The organism is Bradyrhizobium sp. USDA 3311 (genome assembly GCF_054062495.1).
Map to the genome: position 1 here is coordinate 3,666,042 of NZ_JBSSFI010000001.1, position 17,583 is coordinate 3,683,624.

The window sequence follows — 17,583 nt, forward strand, 5'->3', positions numbered from 1 at the left end:
CGACAAGTCTTCTGATCGACAATCTTCCGATTGGTTTGGAGTGACCTCCATGGATACGATGAAACTGCAAAAACGTGCTGCCGTATCGGCGATGCTCGATCCCAGGATCGTAGTGCCCGCGATCCGCGCCTCCTTCACCAAGCTCGACCCGCGACTGATGGTGAAGAATCCCGTGATGTTCGTGGTCGAGATCGTGGCCGCGCTCACCACCGTGATCTTCCTGCGCGACCTCGTCACCGGCGGCGCGAATCTCGGCTTCACGTTCCAGATCATCCTCTGGCTCTGGTTCACCGTGCTGTTTGCGAACTTCGCCGAGGCGGTCGCCGAAGGCCGCGGCAAGGCGCAGGCTGAATCGCTGCGCAAGACCCGCACCGAGAGCCAGGCCAAGCTGCTCACCGGCACCGGCCAGGCCTTCAAGCTGGTTCCGGGTACGAGCCTGAAGGTCGGCGACATCGTGCTGGTCGAAGCGGGGGACACCATTCCCTCCGACGGCGAGGTGATCGAGGGCGTCGCCTCCGTCAACGAGGCCGCCATCACCGGCGAATCCGCGCCCGTCATCCGCGAGTCAGGTGGCGACCGCTCGGCGGTGACGGGCGGCACGCAGGTGCTGTCGGACTGGATCCGCGTCCGCATCACCGCCGCGCAGGGCTCGACCTTCATCGATCGCATGATCAAGCTGGTCGAGGGCGCCGAGCGTCAGAAGACGCCGAACGAGATCGCGCTCAACATCCTGCTCGCCGGCCTCACCATCATCTTCGTGTTCGCCACCGTCACGATTCCGAGCTATGCGGCCTATGCCGGCGGCTCGATCTCGGTGGTCGTGCTGGTCGCGCTGTTCGTGACGCTGATTCCGACCACGATCGGTGCGCTGCTGTCGGCGATCGGCATTGCCGGCATGGACCGCCTGGTGCGCTTCAACGTGCTGGCGATGTCGGGCCGCGCCGTCGAGGCGGCCGGCGACGTCGACACGCTGCTGCTCGACAAGACCGGAACGATCACGCTCGGCAATCGTCAGGCGACCGCGTTCCGCCCCGTTCGCGGCGTGACCGAGCAGGAGCTGGCCGACGCAGCCCAGCTCGCCTCGCTCGCCGACGAGACGCCGGAAGGCCGCTCCATCGTCGTGCTGGCGAAGGAGAAGTACGGCATTCGCGGCCGCGACATGGCCGAGCTCGGGGCGACCTTCATCCCGTTCACGGCGCAGACCCGCATGAGCGGCGTCGATGCCGGCGGCGCGTCGGTGCGCAAGGGCGCGGTCGATGCCATGCTGAACTATGTCGGAGGCGGCGCGCCGCTGGCGGTGGCTTCCGGCAACACCGCACGGGCGATCCAGCCTGCGGAGCTCTCGGAGGTCGGCCGCGAGATCCAGATCATCGCCGACGAGATCTCGAAAGCCGGCGGCACGCCGCTGGCCGTCGCGAAGGACGGCAAGCTGCTCGGCGTCATCCAGCTCAAGGATATCGTCAAGGGCGGCATCCGCGAGCGCTTTGCCGAGCTGCGCCGCATGGGCATCCGCACCATCATGATCACCGGCGACAACCCGATGACGGCCGCCGCGATCGCGGCGGAAGCCGGCGTCGACGATTTCCTGGCGCAGGCAACGCCCGAGGACAAGCTCAAGCTGATCCGCGACGAGCAGGCCAAGGGCAAGCTGGTGGCGATGTGCGGCGACGGCACCAATGATGCGCCGGCGCTCGCCCAGGCCGATGTCGGCGTCGCAATGAACACCGGCACGCAGGCGGCCCGCGAGGCCGGCAACATGGTCGATCTCGATTCCAACCCGACCAAGCTGATCGAGGTGGTCGAGATCGGCAAGCAACTGCTGATGACGCGCGGCGCGCTGACCACGTTCTCGATTGCCAACGACGTCGCAAAATACTTTGCGATCATCCCGGCGATGTTTTTGGCGTTCTACCCGCAGCTCAACGTGCTCAACGTCATGAACCTGTCGAGCCCGCAGAGCGCCATCCTGTCGGCGATCATCTTCAACGCGCTTGTCATCATCGCGCTGATTCCGCTCGCGCTGAAGGGCGTCGCCTACCGCGCCGTCGGGGCCGGCGCACTGTTGCGACGTAACCTGCTGATCTACGGGCTTGGCGGCATCGTCATTCCCTTCATCGGGATCAAGGCGATCGACCTTGTCGTCGTCGCCTTGCACCTGGCCTGATCGTTGTCATGCGAGGAGCAAATTCTCTCTGTCATTCCGGGGCGCCTCGAAGAGGCGAACTACGGTGCGCAATTGCGCACCTGAGAATCTCGAGGTTCCGGGTTCGATGCCTTGCATCGCCCCGGAACGACGACAGAGATGCTTCGCTCGCAATGACGAAATAACTGGAGATTTGATATGCTCAGAGAAATCCGCCCCGCCATCGTCCTCCTGCTGGTGTTAACCGCCATCACGGGCCTTGCTTATCCGCTCGCGATGACCGGCATCGTCGGCATGCTCTTCCCCGCGCAGGCGCAAGGCAGCCTGATCGAGAGGGATGGCAAGGTGATCGGCTCCGCCCTGATCGGGCAGGAGTTCAAGGACGACAAATATTTCCACGGCCGCCCCTCGGCGACCCTGGCGCCGGACCCGAATGATTCGACCAAGACCGTCTCGGCGCCCTACAACGCCGCCAACTCGGGCGGCTCCAATCTCGGCCCGACCAGCAAGGCGCTGGCCGACCGGCTGAAGGAAGACGTGGACAAGCTGAAGGCGGAGAATCCGAACGCCGCCGTGCCGGTCGACCTAGTGACGACGTCTGCCAGCGGCCTCGATCCGGATATCTCGCCGGAAGCCGCGCAATTCCAGGTGCCGCGCGTTGCCAAGGCCCGGAATATGCCGGAAGAGGCGGTGAAGCAGCTTGTGGCTTCCAACGTCCAGGGCCGTCTGCTCGGCCTGCTTGGCGAACCGCGCGTTAACGTATTGGCGTTGAATCTCGCGCTCGATCGCGCCGCCGCCAAGTAGCGGTCTAGGCTCCCGGTGCGCAGATGATTATATTGGCAAAATGGTCCGAGAGCGCCGCGATTCCGAACAACGTCCGTCTCCCGAGGCACTGCTGGAAGCCGCGCGCCGGGAGGAAAGCGCGAGCGGCAAGCTGAAGATTTTCGTCGGCGCGGCTCCCGGCGTCGGCAAGACCTACGAGATGCTGCAAAGTGCCCATGCCAAGCGCAAGGCCGGCATCGACGTCGTGGTCGGCTTCGTCGAGACCCATGGCCGCGCCGAGACCGAGGCGCTGGTGCGGGGGCTCGAAGTCGTCCCGCGCAAGAGGCTCGACTACCGCGGCCAGACGATCGAGGAGATGGACCTCGACGCGGTGATCGCGCGCCGGCCGCAAATCGCGCTGGTCGACGAGCTCGCCCACACCAACGCGGCCGGCAGCCGCCATCCCAAGCGCTATCTCGACGTCGAGGAGCTGCTCTCCCACGGCATCGACGTCTACACCGCCGTCAACATCCAGCACATCGAGAGCCTGAACGACGTCGTCGCCCAGATCACCCATGTCCGGGTGCGTGAGACGGTGCCGGACTCGGTGTTCGACCGCGCGGATGCGATCGAACTGATCGACCTCACGCCCGATGACCTGATCCAGCGGCTCAGGGAAGGCAAGGTCTACGTCCCCAAGCAGGCCGAGCGGGCACTGGAGCATTATTTCTCGCCGGGCAATCTGACCGCGCTGCGCGAGCTCGCTTTGCGGCGGACAGCCGAACGGGTCGACGAGCAGCTCCTCACCCACATGCAGGCGAATGCCATCGCCGGCCCCTGGGCCGCGGGCGAGCGTATTCTCGTCTGCGTCAGCGAGGATCCGCGCGCCGCCGGCCTCGTGCGCTACACCAAGCGGCTGGCCGACCGGCTGCATGCGCCGTTTACCGCGATTTCGATCGAGACGCGGCGCTCCCTCCAGCTTTCCGATGAGGAGCGCGACCGGCTCGCCGACACGCTGCGGCTCGCCGAAGCCTTGGGCGGCGAGGCACTGACGATTCCCGCGGTCGGCCGCCGCATCGCCGACGACGTCGTCAATTTCGCACAGGGCAACAACGTCACCCAGATCGTGATCGGAAAGTCGACGCGCTCGCGCTGGTTCGAGATCACGCGCGGCTCGGTCGTGCATGACCTGGTGCGCCGTGCCGGCAATATCACGGTTCATGTCATCGCCGGCGACGATGTGCCGGGCGAGGCGGCGCCCAAGACCGCGGTGCAGACCGCGGCGCGGACGGAGCCGTTCGATCCGCTGCCCTATCTGAAGGCGCTCGGCATCGTGCTGATCGGCCTCGGCGCTGCCGAGCTGATTCAGCCGAGGTTCGGCATCGAGAACGTGGACCTCGTGCTGCTCACGGCCGTGGTGGCGGTCGCGGTCCGCTATGGCCTGTGGCCGTCGCTGCTCGCCACCGTCGCGGCCTCGCTGTCCTATAATTTCTTCTTCCTGCCGCCGATCTACACCTTCACGATCACCGATCCGACCAACGTCGCCGCCTTTGTCCTGTTCATGGTGGTGGCGATGATCGTCTCCAATGTCGCCGCGCGCGTGCGCACGCAGGCCGACACCGCGATTGGCCGCATCAGGACCACCGAGCAGCTCTATGCTTTCAGCCGCAAGCTCGCCGGCACCGCCACGCTCGACGACGTTTTGTGGGCGACGGCCTATCAGATCGCGCTGATGCTGAAGGTGCGCGTGGTGCTGTTGCTGCCGGAGGATGGCCTGCTCACGGTGAAGTCCGGCTATCCGCCGGAGGACCAGCTCGACCAGGCGGACCTTGCCGCCGCCAACTGGGCCTGGAGCAATGATCGCCCGGCCGGTCGCGGCTCGGACACGCTGCCGGGTGCGAAACGGCTGTTCCTGCCGATGCGCACCGGCCGCGGCCCGATCGGGGTGATCGGCATCGACAACGACCGTACCGGCCCGCTGCTGACGCCGGACCAGCGCCGGCTGCTGGATGCGCTGGTCGACCAGGGCGCGCTCGCGATCGAACGCGTGCTGCTGGTCGAGGACATGGACCGCGTCAAGCGCACCGTCGAATCCGAGCGGCTGCGCTCGGCACTGCTGACGTCGATTTCGCATGACCTCAAGACGCCGCTCGCCTCCGTGTTGGGGGCGGCCTCCACCATGCGCGATCTGGCGGGTGCCTTGTCCGACACCGAGAAGCGCGACCTGCTGGCCACCGTGATCGACGAATCCGAGCGGCTCAACCGTTTCATCGCCAATCTGCTCGACATGACGAAACTCGAATCCGGCGCCATCGTGCCCAACACGGCGCTGCATGATCTCAGCGAGATCGTCGGCAGCGCGCTCCGGCGGGCAGCCAAGATCCTCACGGCGCACAAGGTGGAGCTGGTGCTGGCCGCCGATCTGCCGATGCTCCAGCTGGATGCCGTGTTGTTCGAGCAGGTGCTGTTCAACCTGCTCGACAACGCCGCGAAGTATTCGCCGGCAGAGACGACGATCTCCATCAAGAGCCAGCGCGAGCGAGATCAAGTGGTGCTCCAGATCACCGACGAGGGGAGCGGTATTCCGCCGGACGAGGTCGAGAGCGTGTTCGACAAGTTCTATCGCGTGCAGAAGGGCGATCACGTTCGTCCCGGCACCGGGCTCGGGCTCGCCATTTCCCGCGGCTTCGTCGAGGCAATGCATGGCACGATCTCGGCCGCCAACCGCAGCGACCGGAGCGGCGCGGTCCTCACCATCCGTTTGCCCGTTCCGGCACAGACCCACGCATTGGATACCGCCGCATGAGTGCCGCCCCGATCAAGGTTCTGGTCATCGACGACGAGCCACCGATCCGCAAATTGCTGCGGATGGGGCTGACGACGCAGGGCTATGAGATCCTGGAAGCGTCAAACGGCAAGATTGCGCTGGAGAAGCTCACCGAGGAGCCTGCCCTGATCATCCTCGATCTCGGCCTGCCCGACATCCAGGGCCACGAGCTGCTCCGCACCATCCGGGCCCGCAACGAAGCGGTGCCGATCGTGGTGCTGTCGAGCCGGGGCGACGAGGCCGGCAAGGTGCAGGCGCTCGATCTCGGCGCCGACGACTATTTGACCAAGCCGTTCGGGATGGACGAGCTGCTGGCGCGCCTGCGCGCCGCGCTGCGGCACCAGCTCCAGGTCCAGGGCGAGCGACCGATATTCCGCACCGGCGATCTCTCCGTCGATCTCGTCCGCCGCATCGTCAAGGTCGGCGAGCGCGAGGTCAAGCTGTCGCCGAAGGAGTACGACCTCCTGCGCGTGCTGGTGCAGCACGCCGGCAAGGTGCTGACCCACAGATTCCTGCTCAAGGAGCTTTGGGACGAGCTGACGGATGCGCAATATCTCCGCGTCTATGTCCGCCAGCTCCGCCAGAAGATCGAAGCCGATCCGGAACGTCCGCAATATGTGCTGACGGAGACGGGGATCGGGTACCGGCTGAAGGCGGGGGATTGACTAAGCCGTCGTTCCGGGGCGATGCGAAGCATCGAACCCGGAACCTCGAGATTCTCAGGTGCGCAATTGCGCACCATAGTTCGCCTCTTCGAGGCGCCCCGGAATGACAAGCTAACCCGCCTTCCTCTGTCGCGCCGTCGACCGGTGCACCTTCTTCGCGGCTCGTCCCCGTCCTGTCGTCCGTCTTCCATGCGACTTGGCCGACGGCCGTCCCCCGCCGCGCCCCCTCAGGCTCTGCTTCAGCGCATCCATCAGGCTGACGACATTGCTCGGCCGCTCCTCCGGCTCCGGCAGCTTGATCGTCTTGCCGCTCGCCTTCCGCTTCACCAGCGCCTTCAGCGCGGTCTCGTGCTGGTCCTTGAACTTGCTCGGATCGAAATGCGCAGCCTTGGTGTGCAGGATGTGACCGGCGAGCTCGACCATGTCCTTGGTGATCTTCGGACTCTTGATGTCGTCGAAGAACTGGTCCTCGTCGCGGAGCTCATAAGGATAGCGCAGCGTGGTGCCGAGCAGGCCCTTGCCGAGCGGCTCGATCGCCATGACATGCTCGCGGTTGGTAAGCACGATTTTTGCGAGCGCGACGCGCTCCTGGTCCTTCATGGCGTCGCGGATCACGGCAAAGGCGTCGATTGCGGCCTTGCCGTCTGGTGCGATGTAATAGGGATGGTCCAGGTAGCGCTGGTCGATCTCGTCGCTCGGCACGAAGCTCTCAATGTCGATGGTGTGGTTGCTCTCGATCTGGACCGCCTCGAGCTCCTCCGGTTCGATCTCGACATATTTGCCCTTGCGCAGCTCGTAGCCGCGTCCCTTCTGGTCGCTCTCGACGACGTCGCCGGTTTCCGAATCGACCATTTGCTGCTTGAGGCGATTGCCGGTTTCGCGGTTGATCATGTGAAACCGGGTCTTCTCCGCGGCGGTCGTTGCGGGATAGAGCACGACCGGACAGCTGACCAGCGACAGCTTCAACGTTCCCTTCCAATAGGCGCGGGGGGCCATTCCATTCTCCAGCGTTTTCAAGGCGTTTTGGAACTCCAACCGGCGCGTCGGGTTTTGGTTCCGGATGGGACTTTTGCCGTGATAGGCTTGAAGCCGAAAGAGATGCGGGACCGGTCGTGCTGCGAAAACTCTCCACCTATCGACAGAAGCGGGACTTCGAGAAGACCCCTGAGCCCTCCGGCGAGGCCGCGGTAGCCTCTTCGAAACAGCGACGCTTCGTGATCCAGAAGCATGACGCCAGCCGGCTGCACTATGATTTCCGCCTCGAGTTCGACGGCGTCTTCAAGTCCTGGGCGGTAACGAAGGGGCCCTCGCTCGATCCGCACGACAAGCGGCTGGCGGTCGAGGTCGAGGACCATCCGCTCGACTATGGCGATTTCGAAGGAACGATTCCGGAAGGGCAGTATGGCGGCGGCACGGTTATGCTGTGGGACCGCGGCACCTGGGAGGCCGATGATCCCGAGCGTGGTTTTAGGAAGGGCGACCTGAAGTTCACGCTGCACGGCGAAAAGCTGCACGGAAGCTGGGTGCTGGTCCGCATGCGCAACGATCGCGATGGCGGCAAGCGCACCAACTGGCTGCTGATCAAGCATCGCGACGAATATGCCCGCGAGGGCGCGGACATCCTTGCCGAGGACAAGTCGGTCGCCTCCGGCCGCGCGATGGCGCAGATCGCCGAAGGCAAGGGCCGCGCACCAAAGCCGTTCATGCTGGCGAAGGGTGCCAGGGGCAAGGCCGATGCTGTGTGGCAATCCAACCGCGTCGAGGAGACGAAGGGGCGGACCGTCGCGCCGGCGCCACGCGCCGCGTTGAAGGCCGGCAAGACCGTAAACAAGGCCGCAAAGAAGAGTGCCACGGCGGCTACGAACGCCAAGACGGTCACGGACATGCCGGATTTCGTCGCGCCGCAGCTCTGCACGCCGGTCGAGCGTCCGCCGGCCGGCGACGGCTGGTGCCACGAGATCAAGTTCGACGGCTATCGCGTGCAGCTTCGCATCGAGGATGGCAAGGCGACGCTGAAGACCCGCAAGGGTCTCGACTGGACCGACAAGTTCGCCTCCATCGCGAAGGAGGCGAATTCGCTGCCGGAGGCCATGATCGACGGCGAGATTGTCGCGCTCGACCACAACGGCGCGCCGAACTTCTCCTCGCTCCAGGCCGCGCTGTCGGATGGCAAGACCGAGGACCTCATCTTCTTTGCCTTCGATCTCCTGTTCGCCGAAGGCCGCGACTATCGCCGCCTTCCGCTCAGGGAGCGTAAGTCGCGGCTCAAGGAGCTGCTGGAGGCACAAAAGCGGAAATCGAACCAGATCCGCTATGTCGAGCATTTCGAGAGCGGCGGCGACGCCGTGCTGCAATCGGCCTGCAAGCTCGAGCTTGAAGGCGTGGTGTCGAAGAAGCTGGACGCACCGTACCGGTCGGGACGGACGGAGAGCTGGACCAAGGCCAAATGCCGCGCCGGCCATGAGGTCGTGATCGGCGGCTGGAAGACCACCAACGGCAAATTCCGCTCGCTGATGGCCGGTGTGCATCGCGGCGATCACCTCGTCTTCGTCGGCATGGTCGGTACCGGCTTCGGCGCCGACACGGTCAAGCGCATCATGCCGTCCCTTAAAGCCATGGAGGCCAAGGACAGCCCGTTCAGCGGCAAGAACGCGCCGAAGAAGACGCGGGACGTGCACTGGCTGAAGCCGGAGCTCGTCGCCGAAATCGAATTCGCCGGCTTCACCGCCGACGGCAACATTCGCCAGGCCGCCTTCAAGGGGCTGCGGCAGGACAAGCCGGCCGAGGAGGTCGAGGCGGAGACGCCCGCCGATACCGAGCTCGCCAGGCCGTCTGCTGGAAAGCGCGTTCCTGCGAAGTCCGGAAAGAAGAAAGATGCCGGCGCTGCCGAGGTCATGGGCGTCGTGATTTCGAAGCCGGACAAGGAGCTGTGGCCGGATGGCGGCGACGGCGAGGGCGTCACCAAGCTCGATCTCGCGCGCTATTTCGAGGCGGTCGGCGGCTGGATGATCGAGCACCTGAAGGGGCGACCTTGCTCGATCCTGCGCGCGCCCGACGGCATCGGCGGCGAGACATTCTTCCAGCGCCATGCCATGCAGGGCACCTCGAACCTGCTCGAGCTCGCCAAGGTGTCCGGCGATCGCAAGCCGTATTTGCAGATCGATCGCGTCGAGGGCCTCGCCGCGGTCGCGCAGATCGGCGGCCTCGAGCTGCATCCCTGGAATTGCGCGCCTGATGCTTATGATACGCCGGGCCGGCTGGTGTTCGATCTCGACCCCGCGCCGGATGTCGGTTTCGCCGATGTCGTCGAGGCGGCCAAGCAGATGCGGCAGCGGCTCGCTGACGTTGGCATGGAGAGCTTCTGCAAGACCACCGGCGGCAAGGGCCTGCATGTGGTGGTGCCGCTGCTCCACGGCGCGCGCGACAAGGTGAGCTGGAAGGAGGCCAAGGCGTTCGCGCAAGGAATCTGCCAATGGATGGCGGATGACGAGCCCGAGCGCTATCTGCTCAACATGTCCAAGAAGCTGCGCAACGGAAAGATCTTTCTGGACTATCTGCGCAACGATCGCCTGGCGACGGCGGTGGCGCCGCTATCGCCCCGCGCCCGCGACGGCGCGACCGTATCGATGCCTGTCACCTGGGCGCAAGTGAAGGGCGATCTCGATCCGAAGCGATATACGGTGCGGACGGTGCTGGGCCTGCTGGCGCGTTCCAAGGCGTGGGAGGGCTATGACGATGCGGCCGCGTCGATCAAGGCCGCGATGAAGAAGCTTGCGGGGAAGATAAAGTAGTCGCTCTTGTAAACGTCATTCCGGGCTGCGCGAAGCGCAGACCCGGAATCCAGAGGTTTGCGGCGCGAGATTCCGGGTTCGCGCTTGCGCGCGCCCCGGAATGACCGACTTGGCTAGATCCGTCCGAGCAGCAGCAGGATCAGCAGGATGACGATGACGAGCCCGAGGCCGCCGCCGCCGTAATAGCCGGTGCCGTAGAACGGCCCGCCGCCGATGCCGCTGAAGCCGCCGAGCAGGGCGATGACCAAAATGATCAGAATGATCGTACCGATAGACATGCTAGTCTCCTCCAGCCCTCTGTTGAAAGGGTCGTTTGCACCTGTCCCTTTGGTGCGGGGGCAACTTGCCGCAGGTTTTAAAGTTCCGGTTTTGAAACGGGGCGACAGGTGCAAGTTGCATGGAACCTTTGCCGCTCGGGCCGGCATGATGAATGAGATTCAATCAGCGTAGGGCACGGCCATGTCAGCACCGCTTGTCGTTTCAATTCCCCATCGTCTCGGCCGCGAGGAAGCGGTGCGCCGGCTGAAGTCCGGGCTTGGCCGCGCGGCGGCGAGCATTCCCGTGATGCAGGTGGAGGAGGAGCGCTGGAGCGGCGACAGCATGACCTTTCGCATCCGCGCACTCGGGCAGATTGCCACCGGCCAGGTCGACGTCGCCGACGACCAGGTCAAGGTGCAAGTCGTGCTGCCCTGGCTGTTGCAGCGCTTTGCCGAGATGGCGCAGGCGACGATCCGCAAGCGCGGGCAGTTGCTGCTGACCAAGGACGGGGGAAAGTGAGTTTCAGGCGCGCACGCGCTGCCGCGCAGGCCTGATGGCGCCCGCTGTACGGGCCTCGATGACGGCCGCGGGAAAATCACGAAAAGCCTGCGCGACCGGCAGTTCGTTGCCTGCAAGTCCCGGCGCAGCGTAGCCGGTGATGTCGATGGTGGCGTCAAAACCTTCGAGCGCGGGCCATTCCCGGCCGCCTTGCGAAAACGGCGCGAACAATCGCCCGACCACGACAATCGCCGCAGCGCGGTCGTGGCGACGGGCGAAAGCGATGACATGATCGGCGTGCGCGCCATGGACGTCCAGCGACTGGTAGTCGCCTTGCGTAAAAACGCCGGCGAGCTCGTTGCGCAGCTTGAGGAGGTGCCGCGTCCAGGCCAGCTTGAGCTGGCCATCCGGCCAAGTCTTGATAAGGCTGCTCCAATCCGGACCGGACAGCGAACCAAGCGCCGTATTCCGCGCGGAAAAATCCACCGGACGGCGGTTGTCGGGATCGACCAGCGACAGATCCCAGAATTCGGTGCCCTGGTAGAAGTCAGGAACGCCCGGCAGCGTTGCCTTGAGGGTGAGCTGGCTCAGCGAGTTCAACGCGCCGAGCAGCGCGACGCGGCGCGCCAGGGTTTGCAGCGCCTCCAGGAATTCGCGCGACTGCGCGGGATCGAGGATCTTCGCGACGAAGTCTCGTAGTCCGGTCTCGTAGGTCTCGTGCGGGTTGAGCCAGCTCGTCTCTTCCTTGCCCTCGCGGGCGGCCTTCAGCGCATAGGCCTGGATGCGCTCGACGAAGCCGGCATCCACCGGGCCGTGAAGCGGCCAGGCGCCGAGCAGGGTCTGGTAGAGCATGTATTCGAACGTCGCCGACGGCGCGCGCAGATGGCCATGGAGCGCGAGATGCGGCGCGTTCAGCACCTTCCAGCGCGAAACTGCGCTGGTCCATTCGCCGGGAATTTCGCTGAGCACTGCGATCCGGGCGCGGGCGTCCTCGCCGCGCTTGGTGTCGTGGGTGGCGGTTGCCGTCATCCCTTGCGGCCATTCCTTGGCGCGCGCGCGCATGGCCTCGTGGAAGGCGGGAATGGCAAGGCCGGTGCTCGCGGGATCGCCGCCGACCTCGTTCAGCGCGAGCAGCCGGTGGAATTGGTAGAACGCGGTGTCCTCCAGCGACTTCGCCATCACCGGCCCGGTGAACTGCTGCACCTTTAGCGCGAAGCGGCGCACGCGTGGGGCACTGTGCGGGGGCCGGCCGGGCTTGAGCAGGTCCATGGTGAGGGCATCGCGCAGGAAATCGAAAATGCCCTCGTCCGCGGCGAACCACTCTGCCCGGGCGCGCGCGATGGTATCGTCGATCAGCTTGCGATCGTGCGCGGCAGGCGCGCCGGACGTGAGATAGGTGCGATAGACCGGGAAATGCAGCACGTAGAGCTCGAGCGCCTGCCGCAGGCTGTCGGCCGAGAAGTCGCGGGTCGAGTAATGCCCGTTGGCAATGCGTGCGAGCAGGCGCGTCAGCACGATGAATTCGCTGGTGAGCAGCGTCTCCAGCACCCGCCGCTTGGCCTCCTTGACGTAAGGCGCAAGCCGCGGTGGGCGATTGCTGACTTGCCGCCAGGTCTCGTCCAGCGCCTCCAGCCCCTTGGCGTCGACCAGCACTTGCGTGATGACGTTCATCCACTCATAGCCGGTGGTGCCCTTGATGCCGGCGAAATGCGGCAGGTGCTCGTGCTCGCACAGGATCTTTTCGATCACGGTGTAGAACGGCTTGGTGTTGCCTTGCGCGTCGCGCACCAGCCGGCGCAGCCGCTGGCAGTACTGGGCGGGATCGCGCAGGCCGTCGATGTGATCGAGACGGATGCCGTGCAGCCTGCCGTCGGCCACGAGCTGCTTCACCAGCCGGTGCGTGGCAGCGAATGTGCCGGGGTCCTCGACGCGCAGGCCGGCGAGCCCGTTGACGTCGAAGAAGCGGCGGTAGTTGATGTCGCTGGAGGCGAGCCGCCAATGACCGAGCTTGTAGTGCTGGCGCTCCAGCAGATGATGCAGCGCCAGCGTCTGCGCCGGACGATCCTTGGCCGCACGATAGGCGGAAAGGCCGCTCGCGATGATGTCGGCCGCGCCCGCGATCTCCTTCAGCTCCGTCTTGAAGCCAGGGGCTTCCTTGCGGTTGGGACGGCGAAGGCCAGTGTAGCGGGCCGCGAGCGCGAGCAGGCGCTTGCCGGCCTCCGTCTCGGCGGCATCGGCTTCCTTCACGAACATCCGCAGCATTTCGCCATAGCGCTCCGGGGCGATCGGCAGGCGATGCTCGAAATACCAGGCGGAAAGACTGCCTTCGCCGGCATCGTAGCGCAGCTCGATGTCGCCGCGCTCCAGCGCCTCGCCATAAGACGAACCGAGGATCGGCAGCAGCACGCCGCCGCGGGCGCGGTGGGGCAGCAGATCCCAGTCGATATCGAAGGCGGCCGCGTGCGGCGAAGTCGGTCCCCATTCCAGCACGTCCAGCCACCAGGGATTGTCGGCAAAGTGCACGCCGACATGGTTCGGCACGAAGTCGATGATGAGGCCGAGGTCGTTCCTGCCAAGTGCCTCGCTCAGCCGCGCAAAGCCGGCCTCGCCGCCGAGCTCCGGATTGAACTGGCTGTGATCGACGGTGTCGTAGCCGTGCGTCGAGCCCTTGCGCGCCTTCATCACCGGCGAGGCATACAGATGCGTGATTCCGAGCGACTTGAGATAAGGCACCACTGCGGCAGCCTTGTCGAAGTCGAAATCCGCGGTGAGCTGAAGCCGGTAGGTCGCGAGAGGAATGGCCGGAGGCATGTCAACCTCCGAGGCGCCAGACCACCGACCAGGGCGGAAGCCGATCGCCGGCCGCGCCGCCCCAGATCGGCGTGCCCGCATTGTCGGTGGAAATGATCTCGTGATCCGAGAGATTGGCGACGAGGCGCAGCGTCGTGCCGTCGCCCATGCGCCAATGCGCGCGGAGCAAGCCGCTATCGGCCGCCTCGGCGTCGCCGAAGCGCGCGCCTTTCAGCCGCGGCATGATCTCCTTGCGGCGGAGCGCGAGCAGGTCACGCACCAGAGCCAGTCGCGCATCCTGCTCCGGCGTGCGGCCGCCCCAATCGAGCACGGCCGATTGCAGTGTTGCCGGATCGAGCGGGTCGGGCACCTCGTCGCCGTATTTCTCATAGGCCCAGGCATATTCCTGCCGGCGTCCCTTGCGCACGGCGTCGGCCAGCCCGCCCTGGAAGTCGCAGAAGAACGGGAAGGGGACCTTCGAGCCCCATTCCTCGCCCTGAAACAGCATCGGCACCATCGGCGCCAGCAGCGTGACCGCGAGCGCGGCTTCGATCTGCCGCGGCGATGCCAGGCTTTCGAGCCGCTCGCCGAACGGACGGTTGCCGATCTGGTCGTGGTTTTGCAGGAAGTTGACGAAGGTCGCCGGCGGCAGCTCGCGGCTCGGCTCGCCGCGCGGCTTCTTGCCCCAGAACTCCGAGATCTCGCCCTGGTAGACGAAGCCCGAGGCGAGCGCGCGTGCGAGATCCATGCGCGGCGTCTGGTAGTCGGCATAGTAGCCGGCGAGCTCGCCGGTCAGCATCACATGCCAGACGTGGTGATAGTCGTCGTTCCACTGCGCGCGATATCTGCCGTTCGGCGGCTCCTGCGCGGCGTCGAGCAGGCTGGCGCGATTGTCGCCGTTCTCCAGCACCAGATGGATGTGCCGCGCCGTGGCCTTGGCGAGCTCGCCGGCGGCGACGCTGAGGTCTTGCAGCATCGACTGCTCGCCGGGCAGCGCCATGATGTGGTTGGCGGCATCGAGCCGCAGTCCGTCGAAGCGATAATCGCTGAGCCAGGACAGTGCGTTCTCGACCGCAAAGGCTCGCACCTGCGGCACGCGATAGTCGATGGCGCTGCCCCAGGGTGTGTGCGCGTCGGTGAAGAAGCCCGGCGCATAGCGTCCGAGGTAATTCCCTTCGGGGCCGAAATGATTGTAGACGACGTCGAGAAACACCATCAGCCCGCGCAGATGCGCCTCGTCGATCAGCGTCTTCAGGTCCTCGGGCCGACCGTAAGCGCTGTCGGGCGCATACCACAGCACGCCGTCATAGCCCCAGCCGCGGCGGCCGGCGAAATCCGCCAGCGGCATCAGTTCAAGCGCGGTGATGCCGGTCGCCGTGAGATGATCGAGCCTGTCGATCATGGCGCGGTAAGTACCTTCCGCTGTGAAGGTGCCGACATGGCTCTCGATCAGCACCGTCTCTTCCCAGGGACGGCCGCGCCAGTCGCGCGCGCGCCAGGCGAAGGCGTCGTGATCGATCACCTCGCTCGGGCCGAACACGTCCTCGGGCTGGAATGCGGAGGCCGGATCAGGCACGTCGATCTCGTCATCGATCCTGAACTTGTAGGGACTGCCGGTGGTCAGGCCGGCGATCTCGGCCACATACCAGCCGTCCTGCCGGCGCTGCATCGCGTGCCTTCGGTCGAGCAGGAGATCGACTCGTCGCGCGCCGGGCGCCCACAGGCGGAACGACACGCCCTCCTTCGTCGGCCTCGCGCCGAAGGACGGCCTCATAGCGCCCCCGCGAAGGCGAGCACGGAGCGCGGCGGCGCCTTGCTGTCGCTTCCGGGCTGGAAGTCGATCGTGTTCAGCTTGGCATCGGTCGTGTTGAGGATCTGCTGCCAGCTCTTGTATTCGGTCATCTTGGGCAATTTGAATGCGATCTCTTCGGGAGCGGCGTTCAGGACGATAAAGATCGCGGCCCCGCCCGGTTCCATCGGCCCCACCACATAGGAGAGGAACCGCCCTTCCGGGAATTTCCAGTCGTTCTCCGTCATCTCTTCTCCGGCAGGCGTCAGCCACAGCGCGCCGTAGGAGAGGCCGTCTTTGGGGCGTCCGTCGAGCCAGCGATGGCTGCGAAGCTGCGAGAAGCGGCGGCGGATGTCGGCGAGACCGGCGACGAAATCGACCATGTCGTCGCCGTCCTTGCCGAGATTGCCCCAGCCGACCCAGCCGACCTCGTTGTCCTGGCAATAGGCGTTGTTGTTGCCGGATTGCGAATTACCGACCTCGTCGCCGGCGAGAAGCAGGGGAACGCCCTGCGCCAGCATCAGGCAGGCCAGCACGTTCTTGCGAAGCTGGCGGCGCAGACCGAGAATCCCGGGATCGTCGGTCGGCCCTTCGACGCCGCAATTGTTGCTGTGGTTGTCGTTGGAGCCGTCGCGATTGTCCTCGCCATTGGCCTCGTTGTGCTTCTCGTTGTAGCTGAACAGGTCGGCCAGCGTGAAGCCATCATGCACGGTGATGTGGTTGATGCTGGCGCGCGGCCGACGTCCGTCGTGGTTGAACAGGTCGGACGATGCCGTCATGCGGCTGGAGATGTCGCCGATCAGGCTGCCTTCGCCGCTCCAGTAGCGGCGCATGGCGCTGCGATAGCGGTCGTTCCACTCCGACCATTGCGAGGGGAACGCCCCGACCTGGTAGCCGCCAAGCCCGAGGTCCCACGGCTCGGCGACGAGCTTGACGGCGGCCAGCACCGGATCCTGCCGGATCGCGGTCAGGAGCGAGCTGCCGCGATCAAAACCGTTGGGCCCGCGCGCGAGGGTCGTGGCGAGGTCGAAGCGGAAGCCGTCGACATGACAGACCTCGACCCAGTAGCGCAACGAATCCATCACCATCTGCAGCACGCGCGGATGGGTGAGGTTCACCGACGAGCCGCAGCCGGTGAAATCGTCGTAATAGCGCGGGTTCTCGCGGTTCAGCCAGTAATAGGAGGCGTTGTCGATGCCGCGATAGCACAGCGTCGGGCCGAGGTGGTTGCCTTCGGCGGTGTGGTTGTAGACGACGTCGAGCATCACCTCGATGCCGGCATCGTGCAGGCGCGCGACCGTGGTGCGGAAGGAATCGAGCGCGTTGTCCTGGGCGTAGCGCGGCTCGGGCGCGAAGAAGGACAGCGTGTTGTAGCCCCAGTAATTGGCGAGCTTCTTCTCGACCAAGATGCGGTCGTCGACGAAACTGTGGATCGGCAGCAGCTCGATCGTGGTGACGCCAAGCTTCTTCAGATGCTCGATCATCGCCGGCGACGACAGGCCGCCATAGGTGCCGCGCAAGTTCGGCGGGACGTCGTCGCGCTTCTGCGTCAGGCCCTTGACGTGAGCCTCGTAGATGATCGTGTCTTCCCAGGCGATGTTGGGGCGGATCTCGCGCCGGCCCCAGTTGAAGGTCTCGTCGACCACGACGGCCTTGGGCATGCCGCGCGCATTGTCGCGCCGGTCGAAGGACAGGTCCTCGCGCGGGCTGCCGGTGCGGTAGGCGAAATGCGCATCGCTCCAGACCAGTCGTCCGGAGAGCCGCTTGGCATAGGGATCGAGCAGCAGCTTGTTGGCGTTGAAGCGGTGGCCGTGCTCGGGCTCGTACGGGCCGTGCACGCGATAGCCATAGAGCTGGCCCGGCGAGACGTCGTTGAGATAGCCGTGCCAGACGTCCTCGGTCCGTTCCGGCAATTCGACGCGCTCGAGCTCGCGGCGGCCTTGCGTGTCGAACAGGCAGAGCTCGACCTTCTGCGCGTTGGCCGAGAACAGCGCGAAGTTGGTGCCGCGTCCGTCCCAGCTTGCGCCGAGGCGTGCGGGCGATCCGGCAGTCAGGCGCAT

At 65.5% G+C, this 17,583-nt stretch carries 11 protein-coding genes; 6 read left to right on the forward strand and 5 right to left on the reverse strand.

The features are described from left to right. Positions 1-49 precede the first annotated feature (49 nt). The 4 genes from kdpB (at position 50) to ACVWW6_RS17480 (ending at position 6,397) form a co-directional block, all read left to right on the forward strand. Entirely contained in the window at positions 50-2,164 is a 2,115-nt protein-coding gene (kdpB, locus tag ACVWW6_RS17465; protein WP_271551411.1) for a potassium-transporting ATPase subunit KdpB, read from the forward strand. 177 nt (positions 2,165-2,341) lie between these two features. Next, positions 2,342-2,947: a K(+)-transporting ATPase subunit C gene (locus ACVWW6_RS17470; RefSeq protein WP_060908709.1), complete on the forward strand. Its 606-nt coding sequence runs from the start codon at positions 2,342-2,344 to the stop codon at positions 2,945-2,947. Between the two features lie 40 nt (positions 2,948-2,987). Then, the gene (locus tag ACVWW6_RS17475) at positions 2,988-5,711 is read left to right on the forward strand and encodes a DUF4118 domain-containing protein (protein WP_456681123.1); all 2,724 of its coding nucleotides are present in this window, start codon (positions 2,988-2,990) and stop codon (positions 5,709-5,711) included. Beyond that, complete coding sequence (locus tag ACVWW6_RS17480) at positions 5,708-6,397, forward strand: response regulator (RefSeq protein ID WP_011089514.1); 690 nt, start codon at positions 5,708-5,710, stop codon at positions 6,395-6,397. Before ACVWW6_RS17475 ends, ACVWW6_RS17480 begins: the two co-directional genes overlap by 4 nt. Positions 6,398-6,508: 111 nt before the next feature. Here ACVWW6_RS17480 and ku read toward each other — a convergent pair whose 3' ends face one another. Then, positions 6,509-7,393: a non-homologous end joining protein Ku gene (gene ku / locus ACVWW6_RS17485; RefSeq protein WP_456681124.1), complete on the reverse strand. Its 885-nt coding sequence runs from the start codon at positions 7,391-7,393 to the stop codon at positions 6,509-6,511. A gap of 116 nt (positions 7,394-7,509) precedes the next feature. Here ku and ligD point away from each other — a divergent pair, with 116 nt between their 5' ends. After that, positions 7,510-10,188, forward strand: coding sequence for a DNA ligase D (gene ligD / locus ACVWW6_RS17490; RefSeq protein WP_456681125.1), 2,679 nt, complete (start codon positions 7,510-7,512; stop codon positions 10,186-10,188). A 113-nt stretch (positions 10,189-10,301) separates the two neighbouring features. Here ligD and ACVWW6_RS17495 read toward each other — a convergent pair whose 3' ends face one another. After that, on the reverse strand, positions 10,302-10,466 hold the full coding sequence (locus ACVWW6_RS17495) for a DUF3309 family protein (RefSeq protein ID WP_007595743.1): 165 nt from the start codon (positions 10,464-10,466) through the stop codon (positions 10,302-10,304). A gap of 181 nt (positions 10,467-10,647) precedes the next feature. On the opposite strand from ACVWW6_RS17495, the gene ACVWW6_RS17500 reads away from it, so the two are divergent. Continuing rightward, positions 10,648-10,965, forward strand: a complete 318-nt coding sequence (locus ACVWW6_RS17500) for a polyhydroxyalkanoic acid system family protein (RefSeq protein ID WP_038965696.1) — start codon at positions 10,648-10,650, stop codon at positions 10,963-10,965. Between the two features lie 3 nt (positions 10,966-10,968). Here ACVWW6_RS17500 and treY read toward each other — a convergent pair whose 3' ends face one another. From treY to glgX, 3 genes are read right to left on the reverse strand one after another with little or no spacing between them, the layout of a single operon-like run. Further along, positions 10,969-13,755: a malto-oligosyltrehalose synthase gene (gene treY, locus ACVWW6_RS17505; protein WP_456681126.1), complete on the reverse strand. Its 2,787-nt coding sequence runs from the start codon at positions 13,753-13,755 to the stop codon at positions 10,969-10,971. 1 nt (position 13,756) lies between these two features. After that, the gene (treZ, locus tag ACVWW6_RS17510; protein WP_456681127.1) at positions 13,757-15,508 is read right to left on the reverse strand and encodes a malto-oligosyltrehalose trehalohydrolase; all 1,752 of its coding nucleotides are present in this window, start codon (positions 15,506-15,508) and stop codon (positions 13,757-13,759) included. Beyond that, positions 15,505-17,583, reverse strand: coding sequence for a glycogen debranching protein GlgX (glgX, locus tag ACVWW6_RS17515; RefSeq protein ID WP_456681128.1), 2,079 nt, complete (start codon positions 17,581-17,583; stop codon positions 15,505-15,507). Before glgX ends, treZ begins: the two co-directional genes overlap by 4 nt.

Bases quoted from the DNA above. Each gene is read 5' to 3' on its own strand.
- ACVWW6_RS17475 (WP_456681123.1), top strand. From the start codon at position 2,988: ATGGTCCGAGAGCGCCGCGATTCCGAACAACGTCCGTCTCCCGAGGCA.
- glgX (WP_456681128.1), bottom strand. From the start codon at position 17,583: ATGCGCCTGACTGCCGGATCGCCCGCACGCCTCGGCGCAAGCTGGGAC.
- ACVWW6_RS17500 (WP_038965696.1), top strand. From the start codon at position 10,648: ATGTCAGCACCGCTTGTCGTTTCAATTCCCCATCGTCTCGGCCGCGAG.
- ACVWW6_RS17495 (WP_007595743.1), bottom strand. From the start codon at position 10,466: ATGTCTATCGGTACGATCATTCTGATCATTTTGGTCATCGCCCTGCTC.
- treZ (WP_456681127.1), bottom strand. From the start codon at position 15,508: ATGAGGCCGTCCTTCGGCGCGAGGCCGACGAAGGAGGGCGTGTCGTTC.
- treY (WP_456681126.1), bottom strand. From the start codon at position 13,755: ATGCCTCCGGCCATTCCTCTCGCGACCTACCGGCTTCAGCTCACCGCG.
- kdpB (WP_271551411.1), top strand. From the start codon at position 50: ATGGATACGATGAAACTGCAAAAACGTGCTGCCGTATCGGCGATGCTC.
- ku (WP_456681124.1), bottom strand. From the start codon at position 7,393: ATGGCCCCCCGCGCCTATTGGAAGGGAACGTTGAAGCTGTCGCTGGTC.
- ACVWW6_RS17480 (WP_011089514.1), top strand. From the start codon at position 5,708: ATGAGTGCCGCCCCGATCAAGGTTCTGGTCATCGACGACGAGCCACCG.
- ACVWW6_RS17470 (WP_060908709.1), top strand. From the start codon at position 2,342: ATGCTCAGAGAAATCCGCCCCGCCATCGTCCTCCTGCTGGTGTTAACC.